The organism is Bradyrhizobium huanghuaihaiense (assembly GCF_025200885.1).
Lineage (GTDB): Bacteria > Pseudomonadota > Alphaproteobacteria > Rhizobiales > Xanthobacteraceae > Bradyrhizobium > Bradyrhizobium huanghuaihaiense.
Window position 1 is genome coordinate 5,621,001 of record NZ_CP104172.1, and the last position, 20,536, is coordinate 5,641,536.

19 protein-coding genes are annotated in these 20,536 nt (G+C 65.3%); 8 read left to right on the forward strand and 11 right to left on the reverse strand.

From position 1 onward, the window contains the following. Positions 1 to 7 precede the first annotated feature (7 nt). Together N2603_RS27060 and N2603_RS27065 are read right to left on the reverse strand one after the other, a co-directional pair. Positions 8 to 904: a UPF0280 family protein gene (locus N2603_RS27060; protein WP_260384537.1), complete on the reverse strand. Its 897-nt coding sequence runs from the start codon at positions 902 to 904 to the stop codon at positions 8 to 10. Then, positions 901 to 2,358 carry a 6-hydroxynicotinate reductase gene (locus tag N2603_RS27065; RefSeq protein ID WP_260424265.1) on the reverse strand — a complete coding sequence of 486 codons (1,458 nt, stop codon included), beginning with the start codon at positions 2,356 to 2,358 and terminating at the stop codon, positions 901 to 903. The genes N2603_RS27060 and N2603_RS27065 overlap by 4 nt, the downstream gene beginning before the upstream one ends. Positions 2,359 to 2,608: 250 nt before the next feature. On the opposite strand from N2603_RS27065, the gene N2603_RS27070 reads away from it, so the two are divergent. Then, the gene (locus tag N2603_RS27070) at positions 2,609 to 3,091 is read left to right on the forward strand and encodes a (2Fe-2S)-binding protein (RefSeq protein WP_260384538.1); all 483 of its coding nucleotides are present in this window, start codon (positions 2,609 to 2,611) and stop codon (positions 3,089 to 3,091) included. Continuing rightward, complete coding sequence (locus tag N2603_RS27075) at positions 3,091 to 6,615, forward strand: molybdopterin-dependent oxidoreductase (protein WP_260384539.1); 3,525 nt, start codon at positions 3,091 to 3,093, stop codon at positions 6,613 to 6,615. Before N2603_RS27070 ends, N2603_RS27075 begins: the two co-directional genes overlap by 1 nt. Before the next feature lie 13 nt (positions 6,616 to 6,628). Here the strand turns inward: N2603_RS27075 and N2603_RS27080 are convergent, their stop codons facing one another. Further along, a complete protein-coding gene (locus tag N2603_RS27080) occupies positions 6,629 to 7,597 on the reverse strand; it encodes a catechol 2,3-dioxygenase (protein ID WP_008137408.1) in 969 nt (322 codons plus the stop codon). A gap of 288 nt (positions 7,598 to 7,885) precedes the next feature. Continuing rightward, positions 7,886 to 8,197 (reverse strand): hypothetical protein, encoded by a 312-nt coding sequence (locus N2603_RS27085; protein WP_260384540.1) that lies wholly within the window; start codon positions 8,195 to 8,197, stop codon positions 7,886 to 7,888. Between N2603_RS27085 and N2603_RS27090 the strand changes: the two genes are divergently transcribed. From N2603_RS27090 to N2603_RS27100, 3 genes are all read left to right on the forward strand, one after another. Beyond that, positions 8,190 to 9,782 (forward strand): ATP-binding protein, encoded by a 1,593-nt coding sequence (locus tag N2603_RS27090; RefSeq protein ID WP_260384541.1) that lies wholly within the window; start codon positions 8,190 to 8,192, stop codon positions 9,780 to 9,782. The genes N2603_RS27085 and N2603_RS27090 overlap by 8 nt on opposite strands. A gap of 213 nt (positions 9,783 to 9,995) precedes the next feature. After that, a complete protein-coding gene (locus N2603_RS27095; RefSeq protein ID WP_260384542.1) occupies positions 9,996 to 10,577 on the forward strand; it encodes a peroxidase-related enzyme in 582 nt (193 codons plus the stop codon). 10 nt (positions 10,578 to 10,587) lie between these two features. Further along, entirely contained in the window at positions 10,588 to 11,082 is a 495-nt protein-coding gene (locus N2603_RS27100; RefSeq protein ID WP_018645566.1) for an MgtC/SapB family protein, read from the forward strand. A 253-nt stretch (positions 11,083 to 11,335) separates the two neighbouring features. Here the strand turns inward: N2603_RS27100 and N2603_RS27110 are convergent, their stop codons facing one another. From N2603_RS27110 to N2603_RS27130, 5 genes are all read right to left on the reverse strand, one after another. Further along, positions 11,336 to 12,481, reverse strand: a complete 1,146-nt coding sequence (locus N2603_RS27110; protein ID WP_260384544.1) for a PepSY-associated TM helix domain-containing protein — start codon at positions 12,479 to 12,481, stop codon at positions 11,336 to 11,338. A gap of 6 nt (positions 12,482 to 12,487) precedes the next feature. Beyond that, positions 12,488 to 14,455, reverse strand: coding sequence for a TonB-dependent siderophore receptor (locus N2603_RS27115; RefSeq protein WP_425249008.1), 1,968 nt, complete (start codon positions 14,453 to 14,455; stop codon positions 12,488 to 12,490). Between the two features lie 557 nt (positions 14,456 to 15,012). After that, complete coding sequence (locus N2603_RS27120; RefSeq protein ID WP_260384546.1) at positions 15,013 to 17,562, reverse strand: HAD-IC family P-type ATPase; 2,550 nt, start codon at positions 17,560 to 17,562, stop codon at positions 15,013 to 15,015. Then, entirely contained in the window at positions 17,559 to 17,726 is a 168-nt protein-coding gene (locus tag N2603_RS27125) for a hypothetical protein (RefSeq protein WP_260384547.1), read from the reverse strand. Before N2603_RS27125 ends, N2603_RS27120 begins: the two co-directional genes overlap by 4 nt. A 184-nt stretch (positions 17,727 to 17,910) precedes the next feature. After that, complete coding sequence (locus N2603_RS27130; RefSeq protein ID WP_020608001.1) at positions 17,911 to 18,141, reverse strand: DUF6894 family protein; 231 nt, start codon at positions 18,139 to 18,141, stop codon at positions 17,911 to 17,913. A 194-nt stretch (positions 18,142 to 18,335) separates the two neighbouring features. On the opposite strand from N2603_RS27130, the gene N2603_RS27135 reads away from it, so the two are divergent. After that, the gene (locus tag N2603_RS27135; protein WP_260384548.1) at positions 18,336 to 18,539 is read left to right on the forward strand and encodes a hypothetical protein; all 204 of its coding nucleotides are present in this window, start codon (positions 18,336 to 18,338) and stop codon (positions 18,537 to 18,539) included. Positions 18,540 to 18,547: 8 nt separating this feature from the next. On the opposite strand, the gene N2603_RS27140 is transcribed toward N2603_RS27135, so the two are convergent. Beyond that, positions 18,548 to 18,691, reverse strand: a complete 144-nt coding sequence (locus tag N2603_RS27140) for a hypothetical protein (protein WP_167526325.1) — start codon at positions 18,689 to 18,691, stop codon at positions 18,548 to 18,550. A 273-nt stretch (positions 18,692 to 18,964) separates the two neighbouring features. Between N2603_RS27140 and N2603_RS27145 the strand changes: the two genes are divergently transcribed. Continuing rightward, positions 18,965 to 19,120, forward strand: coding sequence for a hypothetical protein (locus tag N2603_RS27145; protein WP_260384549.1), 156 nt, complete (start codon positions 18,965 to 18,967; stop codon positions 19,118 to 19,120). Between the two features lie 15 nt (positions 19,121 to 19,135). Here N2603_RS27145 and N2603_RS27150 read toward each other — a convergent pair whose 3' ends face one another. Then, entirely contained in the window at positions 19,136 to 19,765 is a 630-nt protein-coding gene (locus tag N2603_RS27150) for a ParB-like protein (RefSeq protein ID WP_260384550.1), read from the reverse strand. A 315-nt stretch (positions 19,766 to 20,080) separates the two neighbouring features. Between N2603_RS27150 and N2603_RS27155 the strand changes: the two genes are divergently transcribed. Then, positions 20,081 to 20,422: a hypothetical protein gene (locus N2603_RS27155; protein WP_018645555.1), complete on the forward strand. Its 342-nt coding sequence runs from the start codon at positions 20,081 to 20,083 to the stop codon at positions 20,420 to 20,422. The last annotated feature ends 114 nt before the right edge of the window (positions 20,423 to 20,536 follow it).

Genomic DNA, 20,536 nt, shown 5'->3' on the forward strand with positions numbered 1-20,536 from the left:
TCCCTGTTCAAGCATCGACCGCGTTCTCCAGCACAAGCGGGCGCGTTCGTTGCTCTTCTATATCCTTAGGTCCGATGACAAGCATATCACCACAAAGCCGCAGCACGGCACCCTCGATCAGTCCGCGATCGAACAATTTCCGTGCACATTCCGCGCCAGAATCCAGCGCGGCGGCGATCTCATTGTGAGACAATTCGCCGACCTCGCGGGTGACGAGACGCGCGCCGAGATCGCTGTCGGGCTGAAGCTCGCTCGCAGGCTTGCGGACGATGGCGGGATGCCCGGGCAGATCGACGGCGTTGGCGATGACAGTCGCGGCCGCATCGGCCTGCGAGGCTGTCGCTGCGAGCACCGTCACGGCGTCCGCGATCCCGAGCGAAAAGCTGCGGCCGTGGCGTCCGCTGGTCGCGATGCCGCGTACCGGATCATCGGCGTCGACCCTCACCCTCCGCATCACGCCGTCGCGATCGGGCCGGTCCATCAGGCCGACTGAAAAATGCTCACCCTTGCCGAGATGCAGCGCGATGTCGCCGCCATTGTTGACATAGGCCCGATCAAGCGTCGCGGCGCCCAGCATCGCGCCCAGAATCTCCTCCGCCACGCTGCCCGCCACCGCGGCCATGGGCGTAATGAAGCAACCAGAGGCATAAGGCGCGACAGCGGCGTGCATGCGCCGCGCAACCACGCCCTTCAACGACGTCCGCGTCCCGGCCGCCCCCCGCAGCTCCGGCAGTTCCGCACAGAGCTCGTCGAGCAGTCCGGTAAACCGCCGCGCCGCAGCCTCATAAGCTGCGCGCACTGCGTCCGCGCGCCCCCTCGCCTCGACGATCAGATCAATCGGTCCATCCTGCAAATGCAGCCGCCGGCCATCAGACAGCAATGCGATTTGCGGGAGCCGTGTCATGCCCGAGGCCCCGGAATCGGGTTCTGCCAGGGCAGCTGGCGAACATCCTCGCCGCTCTGCACCTCCGAGAGTGGCTTCACGTAATCCATGTGTCCGCCGAGCGCGGCATAGTCCGTCAGCTTCATCGTGAACTCGATCGGCGCGACCAGCGCGGGTGTCGGCACGTAGCCGAACGCGCCCGAAGGCATCTGAGTGACATCGACCATGTAGGTGATGCCGCCGCCCGGCCAGACATAGACCGGCGCGCCGCCGCTGGTGACGCGGGTCAGCGCATCCTTCACCGAGCGCGTCAGCTGCACCGGATTGTCGGTGACACCGGCGCGCAGCGAGCCGCCGGCACCGGCCATGAACAGCACCGTGCACAGCGCCGGCTCGCAATTCTCCTGGATGCGCTCGACCGAGAATTTCAGATCGGCGGGCATCTCGGTCTCGACCGGCTTCAAGGCCTCGTCGAGCACGTAATAGGACGAATGCTCGCCGGTGGTGGAGACCATCAGCATGGTCAGCCCGGCCTTCGCCTCCTTCTTGTCGAAGGGCCCGAGGATCGCAAGCGGATCGGAGATGTTGGTGCCGCCCCAGCCCGTGCCGGGATCGGCCACCTGGAAGTAGCGGCCGGGCGTCGAGCGGCGGCCCTTCATCTTGATGCCGGTGTCGGCGATGTCGAGCAGCTTGCCGGCCTGGTGCTCCGAAAGCACGCCGGTGATGTGGTCGTCGACCACGACGACCTCGTCGACCTTGCCGTGCCATTGCTTGGCGAACATGCCGATCGTCGCCGAGCCGCAGCCGACGCGCATGCGCTCTTCCTTCACGCCGTTGACGATCGGCGGCTGGCCGGCCTGCACCACAACGGTCGCACCGCCATCGATGGTCAGCTCCACCGCCTTGCAATTGGCGAGGTCCATCAGCGTGTCGCAGGTGACGCGGCCCTCCTTCTTGGAGCCGCCGGTGAGATGATGCACGCCGCCGAGCGACAGCATCTGCGAGCCGTATTCGCTGGTGGTGACATGGCCGACCGCCTCGCCCTGGGCGCGCACGGTCGCGGTCTCGGGGCCGAGATAGCGGTCGGTGTCGATCTTCACCTTGATGCCGCAATAGGAGAAGATGCCCTCGGTGACCACGGTCACCATGTCGACGCCGTCGACCTCCGCGGAGACGATGAACGGCGCCGGCTTGTAGTCGGGATAGGTCGTGCCGGCGCCAATTGCGGTGACGAAGGTCGAAGGCTCGTGGACGATCTTGCCGTCCCAGTCTTCCGTGCGGCTGAACGGAACGAGCTTGCCGCCATGCGAGACGGTGCGCTCCAGGATCACGTGCGGATCGACGCGGACGAGCTTGCCATCGTGGTTGGCATAGCGGTCGCAGGCGCCCGCCGCGCCCGGCTTGATGTAGCACATCACCGGACAGGCATCGCAGCGGATCTTGTCGGTGGCAGCGCTCGTTGTTTCCATCACCATGTCGAAGGCCAGCGGAGACGTCGTTATCATTCGTATACGAACGATGTTGCGCGCGGTCCCCTGGAGCTGTCAAGCGGCGGTGCGGCGCAAAAGATGCCGCTGCCGCATAAAACCTCATTTGCCTATCGGCTCTGTCCACAAAGAAGGCAATCGCGCTGCAGTGCGGCATGCCCGGCTTGCACGTTTGTGTACAAACGGTATCGTCGCGGCGTAGAATTTTTACGACTGCTAATTGGGCTTGGGAACAGGGATGACGCAGACACCGATCCGCCTCACCGTGAACGGCAGGATCCACGAGGTCGCTGCAGAGCGCCAGACGCCGCTGCTCTATGTGCTGCGCAACGATCTCGCGCTCAACGGCCCGAAATATGGTTGCGGTCTCGGCGAATGCGGCACCTGTACTGTCCTGATCGACGGCGCCGCGGCGCGTTCCTGCGTGATTCCGATCGGCGGCTGCGCCGGCCGCGACATCGTGACGCTCGAAGGCCTCGGCACGCGCGACAAGCCTGATGTCGTGCAGCAGGCCTTCATCGACGAGCAGGCCGCGCAATGCGGCTACTGCCTCAACGGCATGATCATGACCACCAAGGCGCTGCTCGCGCAGAACCGACGTCCCACCGAGCAGGAGGCGCTGGCGGCGCTGCGCTACAATCTCTGTCGCTGCGGCACGCATGTCGAGATCCTGCGCGCGGTGATGCGCGCATCCGGCCAGCTCACCGAGGCCGCAGATTGATGGCCTCCCCTGTTTCGAACGGAGCTGGGCGGCAAACGGGTTCGCTCGTCGTCGCCCGCAGCGTGGACGAGGTCACATCCGAGACCTTCATCCGCATCACCGCGGACGGCTCGGTCACCGCCTATAATGGCCATGTCGATCTCGGCACCGGCATCCGCACTGCGCTGGGCCAGATCGTGGCCGAAGAGCTCGATGTCTCCTTTGCGCGCGTCGTCGTCGTGCTCGGCGACACGGCCGTGGTGCCGAACCAGGGCGCCACGATCGCCAGCGAGACCATCCAGATCACCGCCGTTCCCCTGCGCAAGGCCGCAGCGCAGGCGAGGCACTTCTTGATCGCACGCGCGGCCGAACGGCTGGAGCTGCCGGCCGCCGAACTCAAGATCGAGGACGGCCTCGTGCGCGGACATGACAACCGCAGCGTCAGCTATGGCGAGCTGATCGCCGGCGAAGAGATCCGGCTCGAGCTCGAAGACGACGTCGCCGTGAAGCCTGTCGGCGATTACGCCATCGTCGGCCTCTCCGTCCCGCGTGCCGACGTGCCGGCCAAGGCCACGGGCGAATTGACCTTCGTCCACGACATCCGCGTACCGGGCATGCTGCATGGCCGCGTGGTGCGCCCGCCTTACGCCGGCGTCGATGCCGGCCCGTTCGTCGGCACCAGCCTGCTCGCGGTCGACGAATCCTCGGTGTGCGACATTCCCGGCATCGTCGCCGTCGTCCACATCGGCGATTTCGTCGGTGTCGTCGCCGAGCGTGAGGAGAATGCGATTCGCGCCGCCGAGCAGCTCAAGCTGAGCTGGAAGCCGACGCCCACCCTCACCGATCTTGCCGATGTCGAGACCGCGCTGCGCGCCAATCCGTCGACGCCGCGCACGCTGATCGACAAGGGCGAGGTCGACAAGGCAATTGCCGGCGCGGCCAGGCCGATGCAGCGCACTTACGTCTGGCCGTATCAGATGCACGCCTCGATCGGCCCGTCCTGCGCGGTCGCCGATTTTCGGGACGGCAACATCCGCGTCTGGTCCGGCACGCAGAACCCGCACGTCCTGCGCAGCGATCTCGCGCTGCTGATCGAGCGTCCCGAGAGCGAGATCGAGGTCGTCAGGCTGGAGGCTGCCGGCTGCTACGGCCGCAACTGCGCCGATGACGTCACCGCCGACGCGCTGCTGCTGTCGCGCGCGGTCGGCCGCCCCGTACGCGTGCAATTGACGCGCGAGCAGGAGCATGCCTGGGAGCCCAAGGGCACCGCGCAGCTCATCGACGTCAATGGCGGGCTCGACGCCGACGGCGGCATCGCCGCCTACAACCTCGCCACGCGCTATCCCTCCAATGCCGCGCCGACTCTCGCGCTGCTGCTCACCGGCCGCATCTCACCCGATCCCGCCGTGCTCCAGATGGGCGACCGCACCGCGATCCCGCCTTACGATTACGACCACATGCGCGTCGTCGCCCACGACATGGCGCCGATCGTGCGCGCCTCCTGGTTTCGGGGCGTCTCGGCGTTGCCGAACACGTTTGCGCATGAATCCTATATCGACGAGGCCGCGACCGAGGCCGGTGTCGATCCCATCGCATATCGCCTGCGCTATCTGAAAGACCCGCGCGCCGTCGATCTCGTCAATGCGGTCGCCGAGCGCGCGGGCTGGACGCCGCGGCCGGTTCGCGAGGAGAAGGATGGCGAGGTCGTGCACGGGCGCGGCTTTGCCTACGCGCTCTACGTCCACAGCAAGTTTCCAGGCTATGGCGCGGCGTGGTCGGCCTGGGTCACAGACGTCGCGGTGAACAAGACCACCGGCGACGTCAGCGTCACGCGCGTCGTCGCCGGGCAGGATTCCGGCCTGATGATCAATCCGGACGGCGTGCGCCACCAGATCCACGGCAATGTCATCCAGTCCACCAGCCGCGCGCTGATGGAGGAGGTCTCGTTCGAGCGCGGCGCGGTGGCGGCGCGCGAATGGGGCGCCTATCCGATCATCCCCTTCCCCGACGTACCCAAGATCGACGTCCTGATGCTGCCGCGGCCGGATCAGCCGCCACTCGGCGTCGGTGAGTCCGCTTCGGTGCCGAGCGCGGCGGCGATTGCGAACGCGATTTTCGATGCCACCGGCGTTCGCTTTCGCGAGCCGCCATTCACGCCGGAACGCATCCTGAAGGGGCTGTACGGGGAGGCATCGCCGGTGCCGCAAGCCCTGCCCGCGCCCCCAGCCTCGCGACCATCCCGCATCTGGGAAAGTCCATTCGCCAAGCGCGCCGGCATCCTTGCGACGATTGCGGCGGTCTGCACCGCAGCGATCGGAATCGGCGCCGCGCTTCTGCCCGGGCGCGCCATTGCGCCGATCGCGCGGCCCGATGCATCGGTCTATTCCGCCGCGACGATCGCGCGTGGCCAAGAGCTCGCAGCGCTCGGCAATTGCGCGGAGTGCCACACCAGCCTCAGCGGCGCGCCCAGCGCCGGCGGCCGCGCGCTGGAGACGCCTTTCGGCACGATCTATTCAACCAACATCACGCCCGATGTCGAAACCGGCATCGGCGCCTGGTCCTATCCCGCCTTCGAACGGGCGATGCGCGATGGCCTGCATCGCGACGGGCGCCAGCTCTACCCCGCCTTCCCCTACACGCATTTCGCGAGGACCAGCGACGCCGACCTGCAGGCGCTCTATGCCTACCTGATGGCCCAGCCCGCGGTGCGCGCGACGGCCCCCGCCAACACGCTCGCCTTCCCGTTCAATCTCCGTCCGCTGCTCGCGGGCTGGAATGCGCTGTTCCATCAGACGCAGGAGTTCAAGCCCGATCCCGCCAAGTCCGAGCAATGGAATCGCGGCGCCTATCTCGTCGAGAGCCTCGGCCATTGCAGCGGCTGCCATTCGCCGCGCAACGCGCTCGGCGCCGAGCAGCGCAAGGCCTATCTCGCCGGCGGCTTTGCCGAGGGCTGGGAAGCACCGCCACTGACCTCGCTCTCGCACGCGCCGATCCCGTGGAACGAGGACGAGCTCTTCGCCTATTTGCGCACCGGCCATTCGCGCTATCACGGCGTCGCCGCCGGCCCGATGGCGCCAATCGTCAGGGACCTCAAGGCCCTGCCCGACCAGGACATCCGCGCGATGGCGGTCTATCTCAACTCGTTCAACGACACCGCGACCGAAATGCCGGACGCGCTTGCAGCACGGCTCGAAAGCGCGACGCAGGTCACCGTCGCCTCCTCCACCGGCGCGCGCCTCTATCAAGGCGCCTGCGCCGTGTGCCACGAGGTCGGTGGCCTGCCGCTGTTCGGCAGCCGGCCCTCGCTCGCGCTCAACAGCAATCTGCACGGTGCGACATCGGACAATCTCGTGCAGGTGATCCTGCACGGCATCACTGAACCGGTCTCGAGCGATCTCGGCTACATGCCGGCGTTCAGGAACAGCATGAGCGACGCACAGCTCGAGGAGCTCGTCACCTTCCTGCGCCGGCAGTTCGCGCCGGACAAGCCGGCGTGGACCGGCGTGCGGGAGACGATCGCAAGGGTGAGATCGTCCACACACTAAGAGAAGCGCGCAATCAAGCGTGCTTCTTCGCCTCCACCGGCGGCGTGCCGTGGGTGTGGAACGACTCGATCGTCTTCAATCCCCAGGCCTGGCCCTTCTTCCGCTCCTCTTCCGTCCACACGATCGGCTTCCAGTCGGGCGCGAGGATCAGGCGCGCGCCGGCATTGGCGACCTCCACGCGGTTGCCGCCGGGCTCGTAGACATAGAGGAAGAAGGTCTGCTGGATCGCGTGCTTGTGCGGGCCGGTCTCGATGTGGATGCCGTTCTCAAGGAAAATATCCGCAGCGCGAAGAATCTCCTCGCGGCTGTCGAGCGCGTAGGTGACGTGGTGGAAGCGGCCAGGTGTGCCGGAATGATCGAGCGAATAAGCAAAGTCGTAGCTCTTGTTCGACATCGTCAGCCACATCGCCGCCTCGCGGCCATCGTTGAGCACGATCTGCTCGGTGAGGCGGCAGCCGAGATAGTTTTCGAAGAACTCGCGGTTCGCCTTGATGTCGACGGCGAGGCAGTTGAGGTGATCGAGGCGGCGGACATTGACGCCGCGCGCGGGAAAGCGCTGCGCCTGGTTCTTCAGCGCAGGCTTCAGCTCCGGCGGCGCCTGATACCATTCGGTCTCGTAATAGAGCTCGACGATGTGGCCGTCGGGGTCGCGGCAGCGGAACGTCGGCCCCTGCCCCATGTCGCCGTCGATCCAGCCGATGTCGAAGCCGGATCCTTTCAGCGCCGCAACACGGCGCTCCAGCGCCTGCTGGCTGCGCGCGCGCAGCGCCATGTGCTCCATGCCTGACGTCTTTGACGCCGTGAGCTTGAGCGAATAGCGCTCGTAATCGTCCCAGCCTCGCAAGTAGACGGACTCACCCTTCTGCCCGCTGACGGTCATGCCCATCACGTCGACGAAGAATTTCAGGCTCTCGTCGGGCTTCGGCGTCAGCAATTCCATGTGGCCGAGATGGGCGAGATCGAGGATCGGTTCCGGCTGCATGCTTTCCTCCAGGGCTTGTCCAGTAAGGCGTGGCTGCGTTCCGCCTGACCGACGGCGCGATTGGGACGCGGGACACAACGACGCGCGTCTCTGCGCGGCGCCGCACGATTTCATTTGTACTAATGTACAAATGATTAGGTCCCGTCAACAAATCAACCGCCATCCCCCGCTGTAAACGGCGCCCCGTGGGTCCGGCAGGGCATCGCGCGAACGGAGGCACCTGCCCGAATGGTAAAATCTTCCTTAAGGTCGCCTCGCCTCCGGCCGCCGGGAAAATGCAGCGTTTTCTCAGCGATTTCGTCCATAAAGATGCATTTGCAACAAAGCTTCCGACCGAATTACCGCGGATTTGACGGAGCGGGCGCGCCCGGCGTTTAACCGTTTGTCCAGCGACGCCCGCGCATAGTCTGGAACAAATTCCTCGCTCTCGCCGGGTTCATTCATCGTGACATCCTTTGGACGCGTGATTTCGGTACGTGGCTCGCTCGCCCGGGTCGGGCTTCTGGCGGCCAGCCAAATGCCGATCTCGGAGGTTCGGGCCACCGTCGGCCGCTTCGTCAGCATTCGCTGCGCCAGCTCGGTCATCGTCGCGATGATCACCGAGGTCTCCTGCGAGAACCTGTCGAGCACGGACAATTACATCGCCATCGCCTCGGTCGACCTGCTCGGCGAAATCCTCAACGCCGCCGACAAGGCCAAATTCCAGCGCGGCGTCACCAATTATCCGACCATCGGCGATGCGGTCGACCTGATCACCAGCCAGGAGCTGCGCACGATCTACGCGCCGACCGGATCGGACCAGATCAATGTCGGCTTCCTGCAGCAGGACCGCTCCGTCGTCGCCTATGTCGACGTCGAGGAAATGCTCTCGAAGCATTTTGCCGTGCTGGGCTCGACCGGCGTCGGCAAATCGACCGGCGTCTCGCTGCTGCTCAACGAGATCCTGAAGGCGCGGCCGAACCTGCGCATCTTCCTGCTCGACGTCCACAACGAATATGGCCGCTGCTTCGGCGACCGCGCGCTGGTGCTGAACCCGCGGAACCTGAAGCTGCCGTTCTGGCTGTTCAACTTCGAGGAAATCGTCGACGTGCTGTTCGCCGGCCGCCCCGGCGTGCCGGAGGAGCTCGACATCCTCGCCGAGGTGATCCCGATCGCCAAGGGCGTCTACACCCAGTACCAGAACGCCGACCGCATCGGTCTGAAGCGCATCGACCCCAAGCAGGTCGGCTACACCGTCGACACGCCGGTGCCGTACCGCCTGGTCGATCTGGTCTCGCTGATCGACGAGCGCATGGGCAAGCTGGAGAACCGCTCCTCGCGCATCATCTATCACAAGCTGATCTCGCGCATCGATGCCGTGCGCAACGACCCGCGTTACGCCTTCATGTTCGACAACGCCAATGTCGGCGGCGACACCATGGCCGAGGTGATCAGCCATCTGTTCCGCCTGCCCGCCAACGGCAAGCCGATGACGGTGATGCAGCTCGCCGGCTTCCCGGCCGAGGTCATCGATTCCGTCGTCTCGGTGCTCTGCCGCATGGCCTTCGATTTCGGCCTGTGGAGCGACGGCGTCTCGCCGCTGCTGTTCGTCTGCGAGGAAGCGCACCGCTACGCCTCCGCCGACCGCAATGTCGGCTTCGGCCCGACCCGCAAGGCGGTGTCGCGCATCGCCAAGGAAGGCCGCAAATACGGCGTCTATCTCGGCCTCATCACGCAGCGCCCCGCGGAGCTCGACGCCACGATCATCTCCCAGTGCAACACGCTGTTCACGATGCGTCTTGCCAACGACCGCGACCAGGCGCTGCTGCGCGCCGCGGTGTCGGATGCGGCCGCGAACCTCCTGTCCTTCGTGCCCTCGCTCGGCACCCGCGAGGTGCTGGCGTTCGGCGAAGGCGTCGCGCTGCCGACCCGTCTGCGCTTCAAGGAGGTGCCGCCGCACCAATTGCCGCGCGGCGAAGCCACCATCAGCAGTGTTCCCTCCCTCACCTCCGGCCACGACATGCATTTCGTCGGCGCCGTGCTGGAGCGCTGGCGCGGCGCCACCTCGCAGCGCGACGTGCCGAACGATCCGGTGTTCTCGGCCCCGCCCACGAAGACGATGTCCAGTCTCGAAGCCCCGATGCTGCAGCCCTCGATGGGGCTCGATCCCGATCGCTTCTCGCTGCTGAAGAAACCGCTGCGGTAAGGCCACGCTTTTTCCACACCGTCATTGCGAGCGCAGCGAAGCAATCCAGAGTCTTTCCGCGGAAGGATTCTGGATTGCTTCGCTGCGCTCGCAATGACGGCGGATGGAGCGTCGTCCGTAACTTGCACTTTCGTCGCGGCGAACGCGGCCGGCCAGATTGAGCAGGTCGCCCGCATCGACTATGGTGGCCGGCCCCAGCCGGAATCCAAACACATGACAAAAACCGCCGCGCAACGCTTCCCCGCTCCCGCTCTCGACTCGCTTCCCGAGGACATCCGCACCCGCCTCCTCGCCGTGCAGGAAAAGAGCGGCTTCGTGCCGAACGTGTTCCTCACTTTGGCCTACCGCCCCGACGAGTTCCGCGCCTTCTTCGCCTATCACGACGCGCTGATGGAGAAGGACGGCGGCCTGACGAAGGCCGAGCGCGAGATGATCGTGGTGGCGACCTCGGCCGCCAATCAGTGCCAGTATTGCGTGATCGCGCATGGCGCGATCCTGCGCATCCGCGCCAAGAATCCGCTGATCGCCGACCAGGTCGCGGTGAACTACCGCAAGGCCGACATCACGCCGCGCCAGAAGGCGATGCTCGATTTCGCGATGAAGGTCTCCGCCGATGCGCAGCGCGTCTCGGAGGAGGATTTCGCCGCGCTAGAGCCGCATGGCTTCAGCGATGACGACATCTGGGACATCGCCGCGATCTCCGCCTTCTTCGCGCTGTCGAACCGGCTGGCGAACTTCACGGGCATGCGGCCAAACGAGGAGTTCTATCTGATGGGACGCCTGCCGAAGAAATGATAGAAGGGCATTGACCGTGCTGGACTGGCCCGAGATCCTTTTGCGCCTCGGCGTCGCCACGCTCGCCGGCTGCGCCATCGGCCTCAATCGTGACCTGCACGGCAAGCCGATCGGGCTGAAGACGCTCGGCATCGTCGGGCTCTCGACCGCCACCGTCGTGTTGCTGGCCGTGCAGTTCGCCGAGGCCGGCAAGATCACCGATGCGGCGAGCCGCGTCATCCAGGGCATCCTCACCGGCATCGGCTTCCTCGGTGCCGGCGTCATCGTCCACGAAAGCGAGAGGTTTCGCGTCCGCGGCCTGACCAGTGCCGCCTGCACCTTCCTCGCCGCCTGCCTCGGCATCGCCTGCGGCGTCGGCGAGTGGCCGATCGTCGGCACGGCACTGACGCTGGCCTTCCTGATCCTCACCATCGGCAACCGCACCGAGCACTGGCTCCACCGGATGCTCGGTGGCAGGCACGAGGCGCATGACGTCGAAAGCGGCCCGGAAGAGCGGCACCCGTAAGCGACCCGTTCGACGGTTCCGCGGTCAGTGCGAGCGACCTGCGCGGTGCCAGTAGAAGACCGCAAGCCCGACCGGCAACGAAAGTGCCAGCCACGACAGGCCATCCCAGATCCCATCTCCAACGAGCGCCAGACCAAGCCCGGCGGCGCAGACCAAGCCGATGAGGAGCGGCACCCGGAACACATCCCACGCACTTCTGTGGTGCCGGGCCGGGTTCGGAAAGTCCGCCTTGGGAACGGAAGGGAGCATGGGACTAGACACCGACTGCTTCGGTCCGGCCTGCGCCGAGCGGCTTGCCGCGGACCGACGACCTCCTCCTCGCCGCCCAGAGATAGATTCCACTGACGAGCACGATGATCGTCATCACGTCCAGAACCGCCCAGACGATCTTCAGCGGAAGCCCGCCATAGTCGCCGAAATGCAGCGGGCGCGAGACCTGAAGCGTCTTCAGATACCAGGGCACTTCGGGCGCGACGATCGTCTTGCCGTCATTGGCGTCGACCAGCATCGGCTGGAGCATGCGCGCCGTGAAGGGCGTCGCGCCCTTGGTCCAGACGACGAGGTGCTGCGGGCTGCCGAAGCGCGCCGACGTCGGCATCGTCACCGAGGTGACCAGGCGATCCGGAAATCTTGACCGGACGAGCTCGACCGCGGCCTGAACCGAAGGGATCGGAGCCACGGGCTTGCCCAGATGAGGCGCCAGCAACACGGGAATGAGCTGCGCCCGCCATAGGTCGAACAGCGGCGTCGCCAGCGTGTTGATCATGCCGGTGAGGCCCACCACCATCGTCCAGGTCACGGTGACGATGCCGAAGAGGTTATGGGTGTCGAGCCATTTGACGCGGGGCGACGACCGCCGGCGGATCGTGCCGAAATCCAGCCGCCGCATGAACGGCCAGTAGACCACGATGCCGGATATGATCGACACGGCGAACACGAGGCCCATCGCCCCGAGAAACAGTTCGCCGGGGAGCCCTGCGAACATGTCCTTGTGAATTCGCAACACGATGTCCATGACGCCCTGATGCGGCGCCTCCTCTCCAAGTACGTCGGCCGTACGCGCATCGAGCGTCAGACGATGGAAGTTTCCCGGAGCCGGGATCGCGGTCGGCGAAACCGCGACCGTCACCAGCGGCTCGGTTTGCTTGAGATTGAGCAGCAGGACGTATTGACCGGGAAAGCGCGCCTGGGCCGCCGCGATCATCCGGTCGAGCGAGAGACGCGGCGTGCCCTCCGGCATGACGGGCGCCGCGATCTCATCCTCGAGCAGATCGTCGATCTCGTCGTGAAAGACCAGCGGCAGCCCCGTCACGCACAGCATGAGCAGGAACAGCATGCACACGAGCGAGGTCCAGGTGTGAACCCTGGACCATAGCCGGATCGTGCGCGCTTGAACCATGGTGCCCTACCAGCGATAGCTGAGCGTGCCCGTGACGGTGCGCGGGCTGGTGTATTGGCAGCCGCCATTCGTCGTGCAAGCGAGAGTGACGCGGTCGGCGATGTTCTTCACATTCAGCGCCAGGTTGACGCCCTTCGGCTGGCGATAATGCAGGCCGGCGTCGAACACGACGTAACCTTCGTTGACGATGGTGTTGGTGGTGTCGGCAAAGGTTGGACCGTTGTAGCGAATGCCGCCGCCAAGTCCCCAGCCATCCCAGGTGCCGCCCTGGACCGTATAGTCGACATAGGCGGATGCGAGCTGGCGGGCCACCAGCGTCGGGACCTTGCCGAGGTCGGCCGCAGTGGTGGTTTGCGTCACCTTCACGTCCATATTGGTATAGGTCGCCACGAGGTTCAGCCCCGGTACGATCTGCGCCAGCGCCTCGAACTCGACGCCGCGCGAATTGACCTCGCCGAGCTGGGTGCTGAAGTTGAGATGTGCGGGGTCAGTCGTCAGTGAGTTCTGCCGCGTCAAGTCGAACAGTGCCACCGTCATCAGCAGGGTCCGCGACGGCTGGTACTTGACGCCGACTTCATGCTGCTGTGCCGTGGTCGGCTTGAAAGGGCTGCCTCCAAAGTCCGTGCCTGGCGTCGGGAGGAAGGATTCGGAGTAGCTGTAGTAGGGCGCCACTCCGGAATCGAACACGTACGAGACCGCCCCTCGCTTGCTGAAGGCCGAGTCCTTCGTATCGGTGCTTTTGTTGGCCACCAACGCATAGGTATTCTGTTCGGACGCGTCATACCGTCCACCCAATGTGAAGATCCAGTTCTGGAGCTTCATCTGGTCCTGCACATAGACGCCGACCTGATCGATCGCCTGGTTCGCCGAGGGGGTGACGAGCGTAGTCGGAACGACGACGGCCTGGTCGTAGATCGGATTGATTTTGCTGAGCGGCGGCGCAGCTCCGGAATATGTCCGATCCGTCATGTTGAACGTCAGATAGTCGACGCCGGAGACCACCGTATGCTGAAGCGGCCCCATGCTGAACTTGCTGATGAGGTGGTTGTCGGTCGACAGCGAGTCGGACTGCTCCAGCGTGCGCACCGCGCGCCGCGCAAAGACTGTGGTCGTATCGACCGGACTTCCGACGAACGTCAGGTAGCGATAGTCGAGCTCGCTGTGGCCGTAGCGGGCCTTCGATTCGAAGATCAGATTGTTGCTGAAGCGATGCTCGAACTGGTAGCCGATGCGCTCCTGCTCCTGATCGAATTTGTTGTAGCTGGGGTCGCCGAGGAACAGCGGCAGCGCCGTGACACCGGTGATCTTCCCGCCGCTCACATGAGCCATCGACAGCGGAAAGGCGTTTCCGGTCAGGTCGTGGGTGTAGTCGGCGAGAATGGTCAGCGTCGTGTCGTTGGTCGGCTTCCAGGTCACGGCCGGCGCGATATAGGTCCGGTTGTCCTTCACGAAGTTGGAGAAGTTCGCGATCTGCGCGTCGGAATCGCGGAACACGCCTGTCAGCCTGTAAAGGAGCGTCCCATCCTTGGTCGCGGGCCCGCCGAAATCGAAGGCGCCCTGAAACCGGTCGTAATTGCCGAATTGACCGACGATTTCGCCGAAGGCCTTATCGGGCGGCCGCTTGCTGATGACGTCGACGAGACCGCCCGGAGCGCCCTGCCCGTACATGACCGAGCTCGGCCCCTTGATGACGTCGATGCGTTCGAAGCCGTAGGGCTCGTTGCGGAACAGCGAAAAGAAGGCGGGATCGCCGACCTCGCGAAGCCCGTCGCGATAGGCGCCGTAGCCGTTGTTATCGAAGCCGCGGATGAAGACGTTGTCGAAGCGCGGGTCCTTGCCGCCCGGCTGGATGGCAAGACCTGCGACATACTGCAATCCTTCGACCAGCGTCGTGACCGAGCGGGCATCGAGCTGATCGCGGCTGACGACGGAAACGGATTGAGGCGTCTCGAGGATCGGCGTGTCGGACTTCATCGCAGCCGAGCTGACGACGGGTACAAAACCCCTCACCGGATCCGTACCGCGTTCCGTTACAGCGGCGGCCGACTGAGAAGCCGCTTGAGGCGTCTGTCCTGCCGCGCGTGATCGCGTGCGCCGGGTGCTCGCCGATCGCGAGCTGCGCGCCGCCGTGACCTGGCGCTTGCTTGGGCGGCTTTGCTCGACCACGACGGGCGGAATGTCCGATGCTCCGCTTGCGCTTTGGGCTCGCGCGCTGCCGCCGAAGGCAATGGCGGGAGGAAGTGCGAGAAGACCGCACAAGACCGACACGCGCCCGCGCTTCGTTGCGCGTGCGTCAAACACAAATTCCAGCATTCCCAGTCCCCAAATTTACGGGGACGACCATGCGAACACTCCGAATGCACAATCAAAGATTTTTGGACATTCGTGCTATGGAATCGATATAGATTGGATCTGTTCTAACGAAACAGCGTCACCGTCTTGCTCGGGTCTTCCGTTAGCTGCATGAATTACGGACCGACAACGGCGATGATGCATCGCCGTTCTCCGCGATCATATTGCGGCGCCGCGACCTAGAATCGCAGCCGCCGCGTCCACAACGGCTTCAACGCTTCGAGCAGCGTCAGCAGCAGCAGCCCCGCGCCGAGCGTGATCAAGAGATCATCGGCATGCAGCGGACCGAAGCGGAACAGGCTGGAGGCCGGCGGCCAGAGCAGCGCGGCGGCGAGAATGGCGGCGACCGCCGCGAAGATCCAGGCCAGCGCGGGATTGGGCCGGAAGAAGGCCGACACGAACGACGCGCTGAAGGACCGGTTGACGAGAACCAGCGCAACGAAGCAGACCACGAGCGTCACGAAGGCGAGCGCCCTCGCTTCGTCGGCCGCAAGGCCGGAGCGCAGTGCGCCGACGAATATTGTGGCCGTCAGGGCGAAAGCTAGCGCGCCCTGCAGAACACTCCAGCCGACCAGGGCCCACGAGAACAGCTCGGCATCGGCCTGCCTTGGCGGGCGCGTCATCGCATCGCGCTCGTCACGCTCGGCCTCGAACACCAGCGAGCACACGGGGTCGATGATCAGCTCCAGAAACGCAATGTGCACCGGACTGAATATCAGCGGCAGCCCGAACACCAGCGGCAACAGCGCAAGCCCCGCGATCGGGACATGTACGGCGAAGATGAAGGCCATCGCCTTGCGCAGATTGTCATAGATGCGGCGTCCCAGACGAATGGCCGAGACGATCGAGCCGAAATCGTCGTCGAGCAGCACGATCGACGACGCCTCTCGCGCGACGTCGGTCCCGCGCCCGCCCATCGCGATGCCGATGTGGGCGGCCTTGAGCGATGGCGCGTCATTGACGCCGTCGCCGGTCATCGCCACGATCTCGCCATTGGCCTTCATCGCCTGGACGATGCGCAGCTTCTGTTCTGGCAGGACCCGCGCGAACACGCTCACATGCCTGACGCGCTGTGCAAGCTCCGGATCATCGGCCAGTCCGACCCGATCGCCGGTCATGACGTCCTGGACGTCGAGGCCGGCCTGGTTCGCAATGGCAACGGCCGTTGCCGGATAATCGCCCGTGATCATGACGACGCGAATCCCGGCCTCACGGCATTCGCGAACCGCCTCCGGGACATGGGGCCGCAGCGGATCGGCAAGCCCGACCAGGCCGACAAATCGAAACGCGAACGCCTGCTGTGATTGCGGGAGCGAGCTGTCGTCGCAGGCGGCAATGGCGACGCCCAGCACCCGAAGCCCGTCCTTCGCCATGGCGCTGGCGGCATCCCGCACCGATTCCTGGTCGACATCGTTCAGCCTGCACAGGCGCGCAACCGCCTCGGGCGCACCCTTGGCGCATGCAAGGAGCTTCGCCCGGCCGGCCCTCCACCAGACCTGGGTCATGGCCAGCAGCTCGGGGCGCAGACCATAGGTGCGCACGAGCGTCCGCTCGCCATCCATGGCATCGCTGTCCCGCAAGGCCTCATGCGCGAACAGGTGCAGCGCCTTCTCCATCGGATCGAACGGTTCCGGCGAGCTCGCCAGGGCGCCGCAGCGTGCCAGCTCGACAAATTCCGGCCTGGCGCGATCTTCCCCGGCCGCGGGACGCATCCGCGCCCCATCGGGCAGCCGCAATTCTGCGACGGACATGCGGTTCTGCGTCAGTGTTCCGGTCTTGTCGGTGCACAGGACGGTCGCAGACCCCAGGACTTCGATGGCGGCGGCGCGTCGTGTCAGCACGCGGGCCTGCGAGATCCGCCACGCTCCCATCGCCATGAAGACCGTGAGCACGACGCCGAATTCCTCCGGCAGCATCGACATGCCGATGGCGATGCCTGCAAGCAGCGCCTGCAGCCAGTCCCCGCGCAAGACGCCGTAGAGCACGACGGCGACGAGGCTGACCATTGCGCCGCCAAGGAAGCAGAGCCGCACCAGCCTTGCGGTCTGTTGCTGCAGCCGGGGCGGCTCGGCCTGCAGGCCGCGCAGCGACAGTCCGATCTTGCCGATCTCGCTGCGCGGGCCGGTCGCCTCGACCAGCGCCAGCCCCTCGCCACGCACGACGAGCGAGCCGGAATACACGAAGGGCTGATCCTCGCCGCCGGGCCGGTGATCGGCTGTTGCGATCCGGTCCGCGGCCTGCTTGTGGACCGGCACGGACTCGCCCGTCAGCAGGGACTCGTCGATCTGCAGATCGCGCGCCTCCACGAGCGCGGCATCGGCGGGGACCCGATCGCCTTCGCCGAGGACGAGGAGATCGCCGCGCACGACCTCACGGCCCGGGATTCGCCGGCGCCTGCCGTCCCGCACCACGAGTGCCCGCGGGCTGGTCAGGTCGCGCAGGGCGTCCAGCACGCGCTCGGTCCGGGTCTCCTGCACCACCGTGATTACGATGGACATCGCACCGAAGGCCAGCAGGATCAGCGCTTCCTTGAGATCGCCGAGCACGAGGTAGATCACCCCGCCGCCAAGCAGCAGCAGGAGCATCGGCTCGCGCAGCACCTCCACGACGATGCGCAAGGGGCTGCGCCGCTCGGGCCGCGGCAACTCATTGGCACCGTCCTGTTTCAGCCGCGCCGTCGCCTCGGCCTCGGTCAGTCCGGCCGGTCGCGCCCTCGTCTTGCCGCTCACGTCTTCCGCCGCAGGCTCCAGAAACTGCCGGCGAGCAGGACGACGGTCACGAGCAGAATGGCGACGAAAGTCTGGATGATGGTGAAGTTGAGCGCATCCCGCGCGACGAACAGCGCGGTGATGGCTCCGGCGAGAACGAACAGAATGCGAAGGATCAGGCTCATGGTGGCGTCTCCAGGTCGGCATGATCCGGAGTCCATTTGCCTCCGCGGGAGCGCAACGCTGGTTCGGCAGTCATGCAAGCAGACCTTACCGACCGCAGGCGGCGCCTCCTTGCGATACGTCAAGATCGCATGCGCCGCGCTGCCGCAGGTGCGAAGCGGCCACGCCCCTGCCGACACCGCGCGCCTAGGCTTCGTCGACCTCGAGCGTGATCGACACCTTCAGGAACGGCGCGCCCTCCTCGCGAACGTCGACGACGACGTGCCGCGCGCTGCCCGAGACGAAGGCGTCACGGGCGATGGAGGCGCCGGTCATGACCGCCTCCTTGCGAGCGTCGTTCTCGTTCGCAAGATCCTGCCCGTCCTCGTCGGGAAATACCCGGCCGTTCTCATGGATGTCGAAATGGAATCGCGGCATCGGGCGCCTCAAAGCGTTGGCGGCTGGTGCAGCTAACGGCTGTCGAAATCCACCAGTTCCAAAAATTTCCGCTCATCGGGCACCGTGACCCAACCTCGGTGCAGCTCGACGCACCGCCCGCGGTCGGATGCCAACAAAAGTTAAGGACAATGCTCGCGCGGCCATGGTTGTCTTTGCACCGGAAAGGGCAATTCATGACCAAGAAACGCAATCGAACGCGACCGGCTCTCTCGCTCCAGGAGCGCCTGAACAAATTCACACGGGACGCCCGCGCCGCCGCAAGCAAGCTGCCGGCCGGTGCCGAGCGCCACTCGCTGCTGCAAAAGGCGCGCGACGGCGAAGCCGCCGCGGAATTCGAACAGCTACTCTCTTCACCCGGCCCGCAAGATCCGAAGTGATCACGCCGCTACTGCTTCGCCATCAGGTCGAGTGCCGGGGCAAAGCGCTCGGCAAATGTCAGTGTCTTGGCGTGATGAACTGCGGCGAACGACGCCGAGATCCCTGCTGTGGCGACGGCGAGCACGGCAATTGCGAAAAACAGACGGCGCATTCCTGCCTCCTGTGTGAGCTCGATACCGGGATAGTTGGGACGGCTCTGTTTCAGGACGGTTTCGTCGGCGCGGAAAATGACTTCACTCAACAGGGTGTGATGAGAGCCGGCTTATCGGGCCGCATGCCGTAACCAACTAACAAGTGTCGCCGTAGTTTTGCAGCGGGCGTGAGCGGAACCGGGAATTTTGCACCCGAGATCACGATCGTGAATCGCAAGGCCGCCGCGACAGGCAGCACCTGCTGGAATGCGGAATCGTCGAGGACTACTCAAATGAAAGTCGTCATTCAGAAGCTCAATGGTCTGTGGCACCTCGTCATCGGATCGTGCCGGATCCGAACGCCCTTCCTGGCAACCCAGGACCGGGCGCTGGTCGTCACCTACGCGCGGCGCGCCTATCCCGGCGCCAAGATCTTCCAGCGCGACTAATGTGAGCGGCTGCGCTCAATCATCGTCTGCCGGCCCGCACCAGCCGGGCAGATAGACCGCATCCTTGCTCTTGGCCGCGGACAGGGCCTTCTCCAGCGCGCTGTCGAAATTGGCATCCACGGCCTTGCGCGACACTTTTCGGCGCAGAAAGTCCGCCCACAGAAATTCGGAGAACGGCGTGGTGTCCTTGGCGAAGCCGCCCATGCGGCGGAGCTCGCCGGCAAGGCTGCGGAAGGGATCGTCCTTGAGATCGGCGACCGATTTCGGCAGATCGCGGAACGACCGCCGCTCGCCCTTGGCGTCGTACGGATAGACCCAGCGCTTGTTGTCCATCACCCCCCAGAACGCCTCGCGCTCGACCATGCGGAGATCGCCGACCACGGTCACCAGCACCTCCTTGATGCCCTCGTCGTGCAGCGCGCGGCCGAGATGATGATGGTCGATCACGTAATAGCGCTCGTCGGGTCCGTGCACGACGGGGATCATATGGGTGCCGAGCAGATCGGCTTGCTTCTTCTTGCCGTGCTCGCGCCAGCGCTTGCGCTTCTCCTTGACCTCGCGCATGCCGACCGTCATCTGCGTCGGCCGAAGCGACAGGATCGGCACCGGATGCACTCTCGGTTCGCGCGCGTTGGTCGTGGTCATGGTCGAAGGCCCCTCGCATGGATGCAGCCGGTGGGTCCGGTTCCCCTGATTACCATGGGCTCTGCAGCGGCAAAATGCGCTCAAGGCGGACGTGGAGATCACAAGACGATGTTCACGGGACCGCGCAACGTGCGCGTCGTAAAGCTTGCTGCAACGCAACCCGTACGTCCTGACGCCGGCGTCACGGCCGGCGCCGCGTACGTTCATGACAGATAGTGCAATAGCGCAACGCACGTTTGCGTTGAGAAGATTTTCTGCAACGCTTTCATCACGTGTGCTATCTAAAAATCGCTGCTTCGGAGTGATCCCCGCACCATGAAAACCCAGCGGCCCATAAGCTCGGATGACGAGCACCGGGTGCTCCAGTTCAGGCCGCGCACCTCGCCCAGCCCGGCGGTCCACCGGGGCAACGGCAGCGTGCAGCCTCTGCGGGTCACGCCCGAGCCGCTCGACCTGTCGCGCTACGAGCGGCCCCGCGCCGAGCCCGACGATTTCCGCCACCGCATGCTCGCCAACATCGCCGCGCTCGCCTTCACCATCGCGCTGACCGCGATCGGGATCTGGCTCGCGGTAAGCATCGCCGACCTGCGCCGGACCCAGGATTGCGTGCTGATGGGCCGCCGCGACTGCGCCAAGATCACGACACCTCACATCTAGGCCCCGCCGCCGGCCGGAGGCCCTGCCACCGGCGTCCCCAATCCTGTCCCCTAGGTCCTGTCCGGCTCCATTGAACTCAGGGCGGCGCTCCGATATACGGGCTTTCGACCCGGC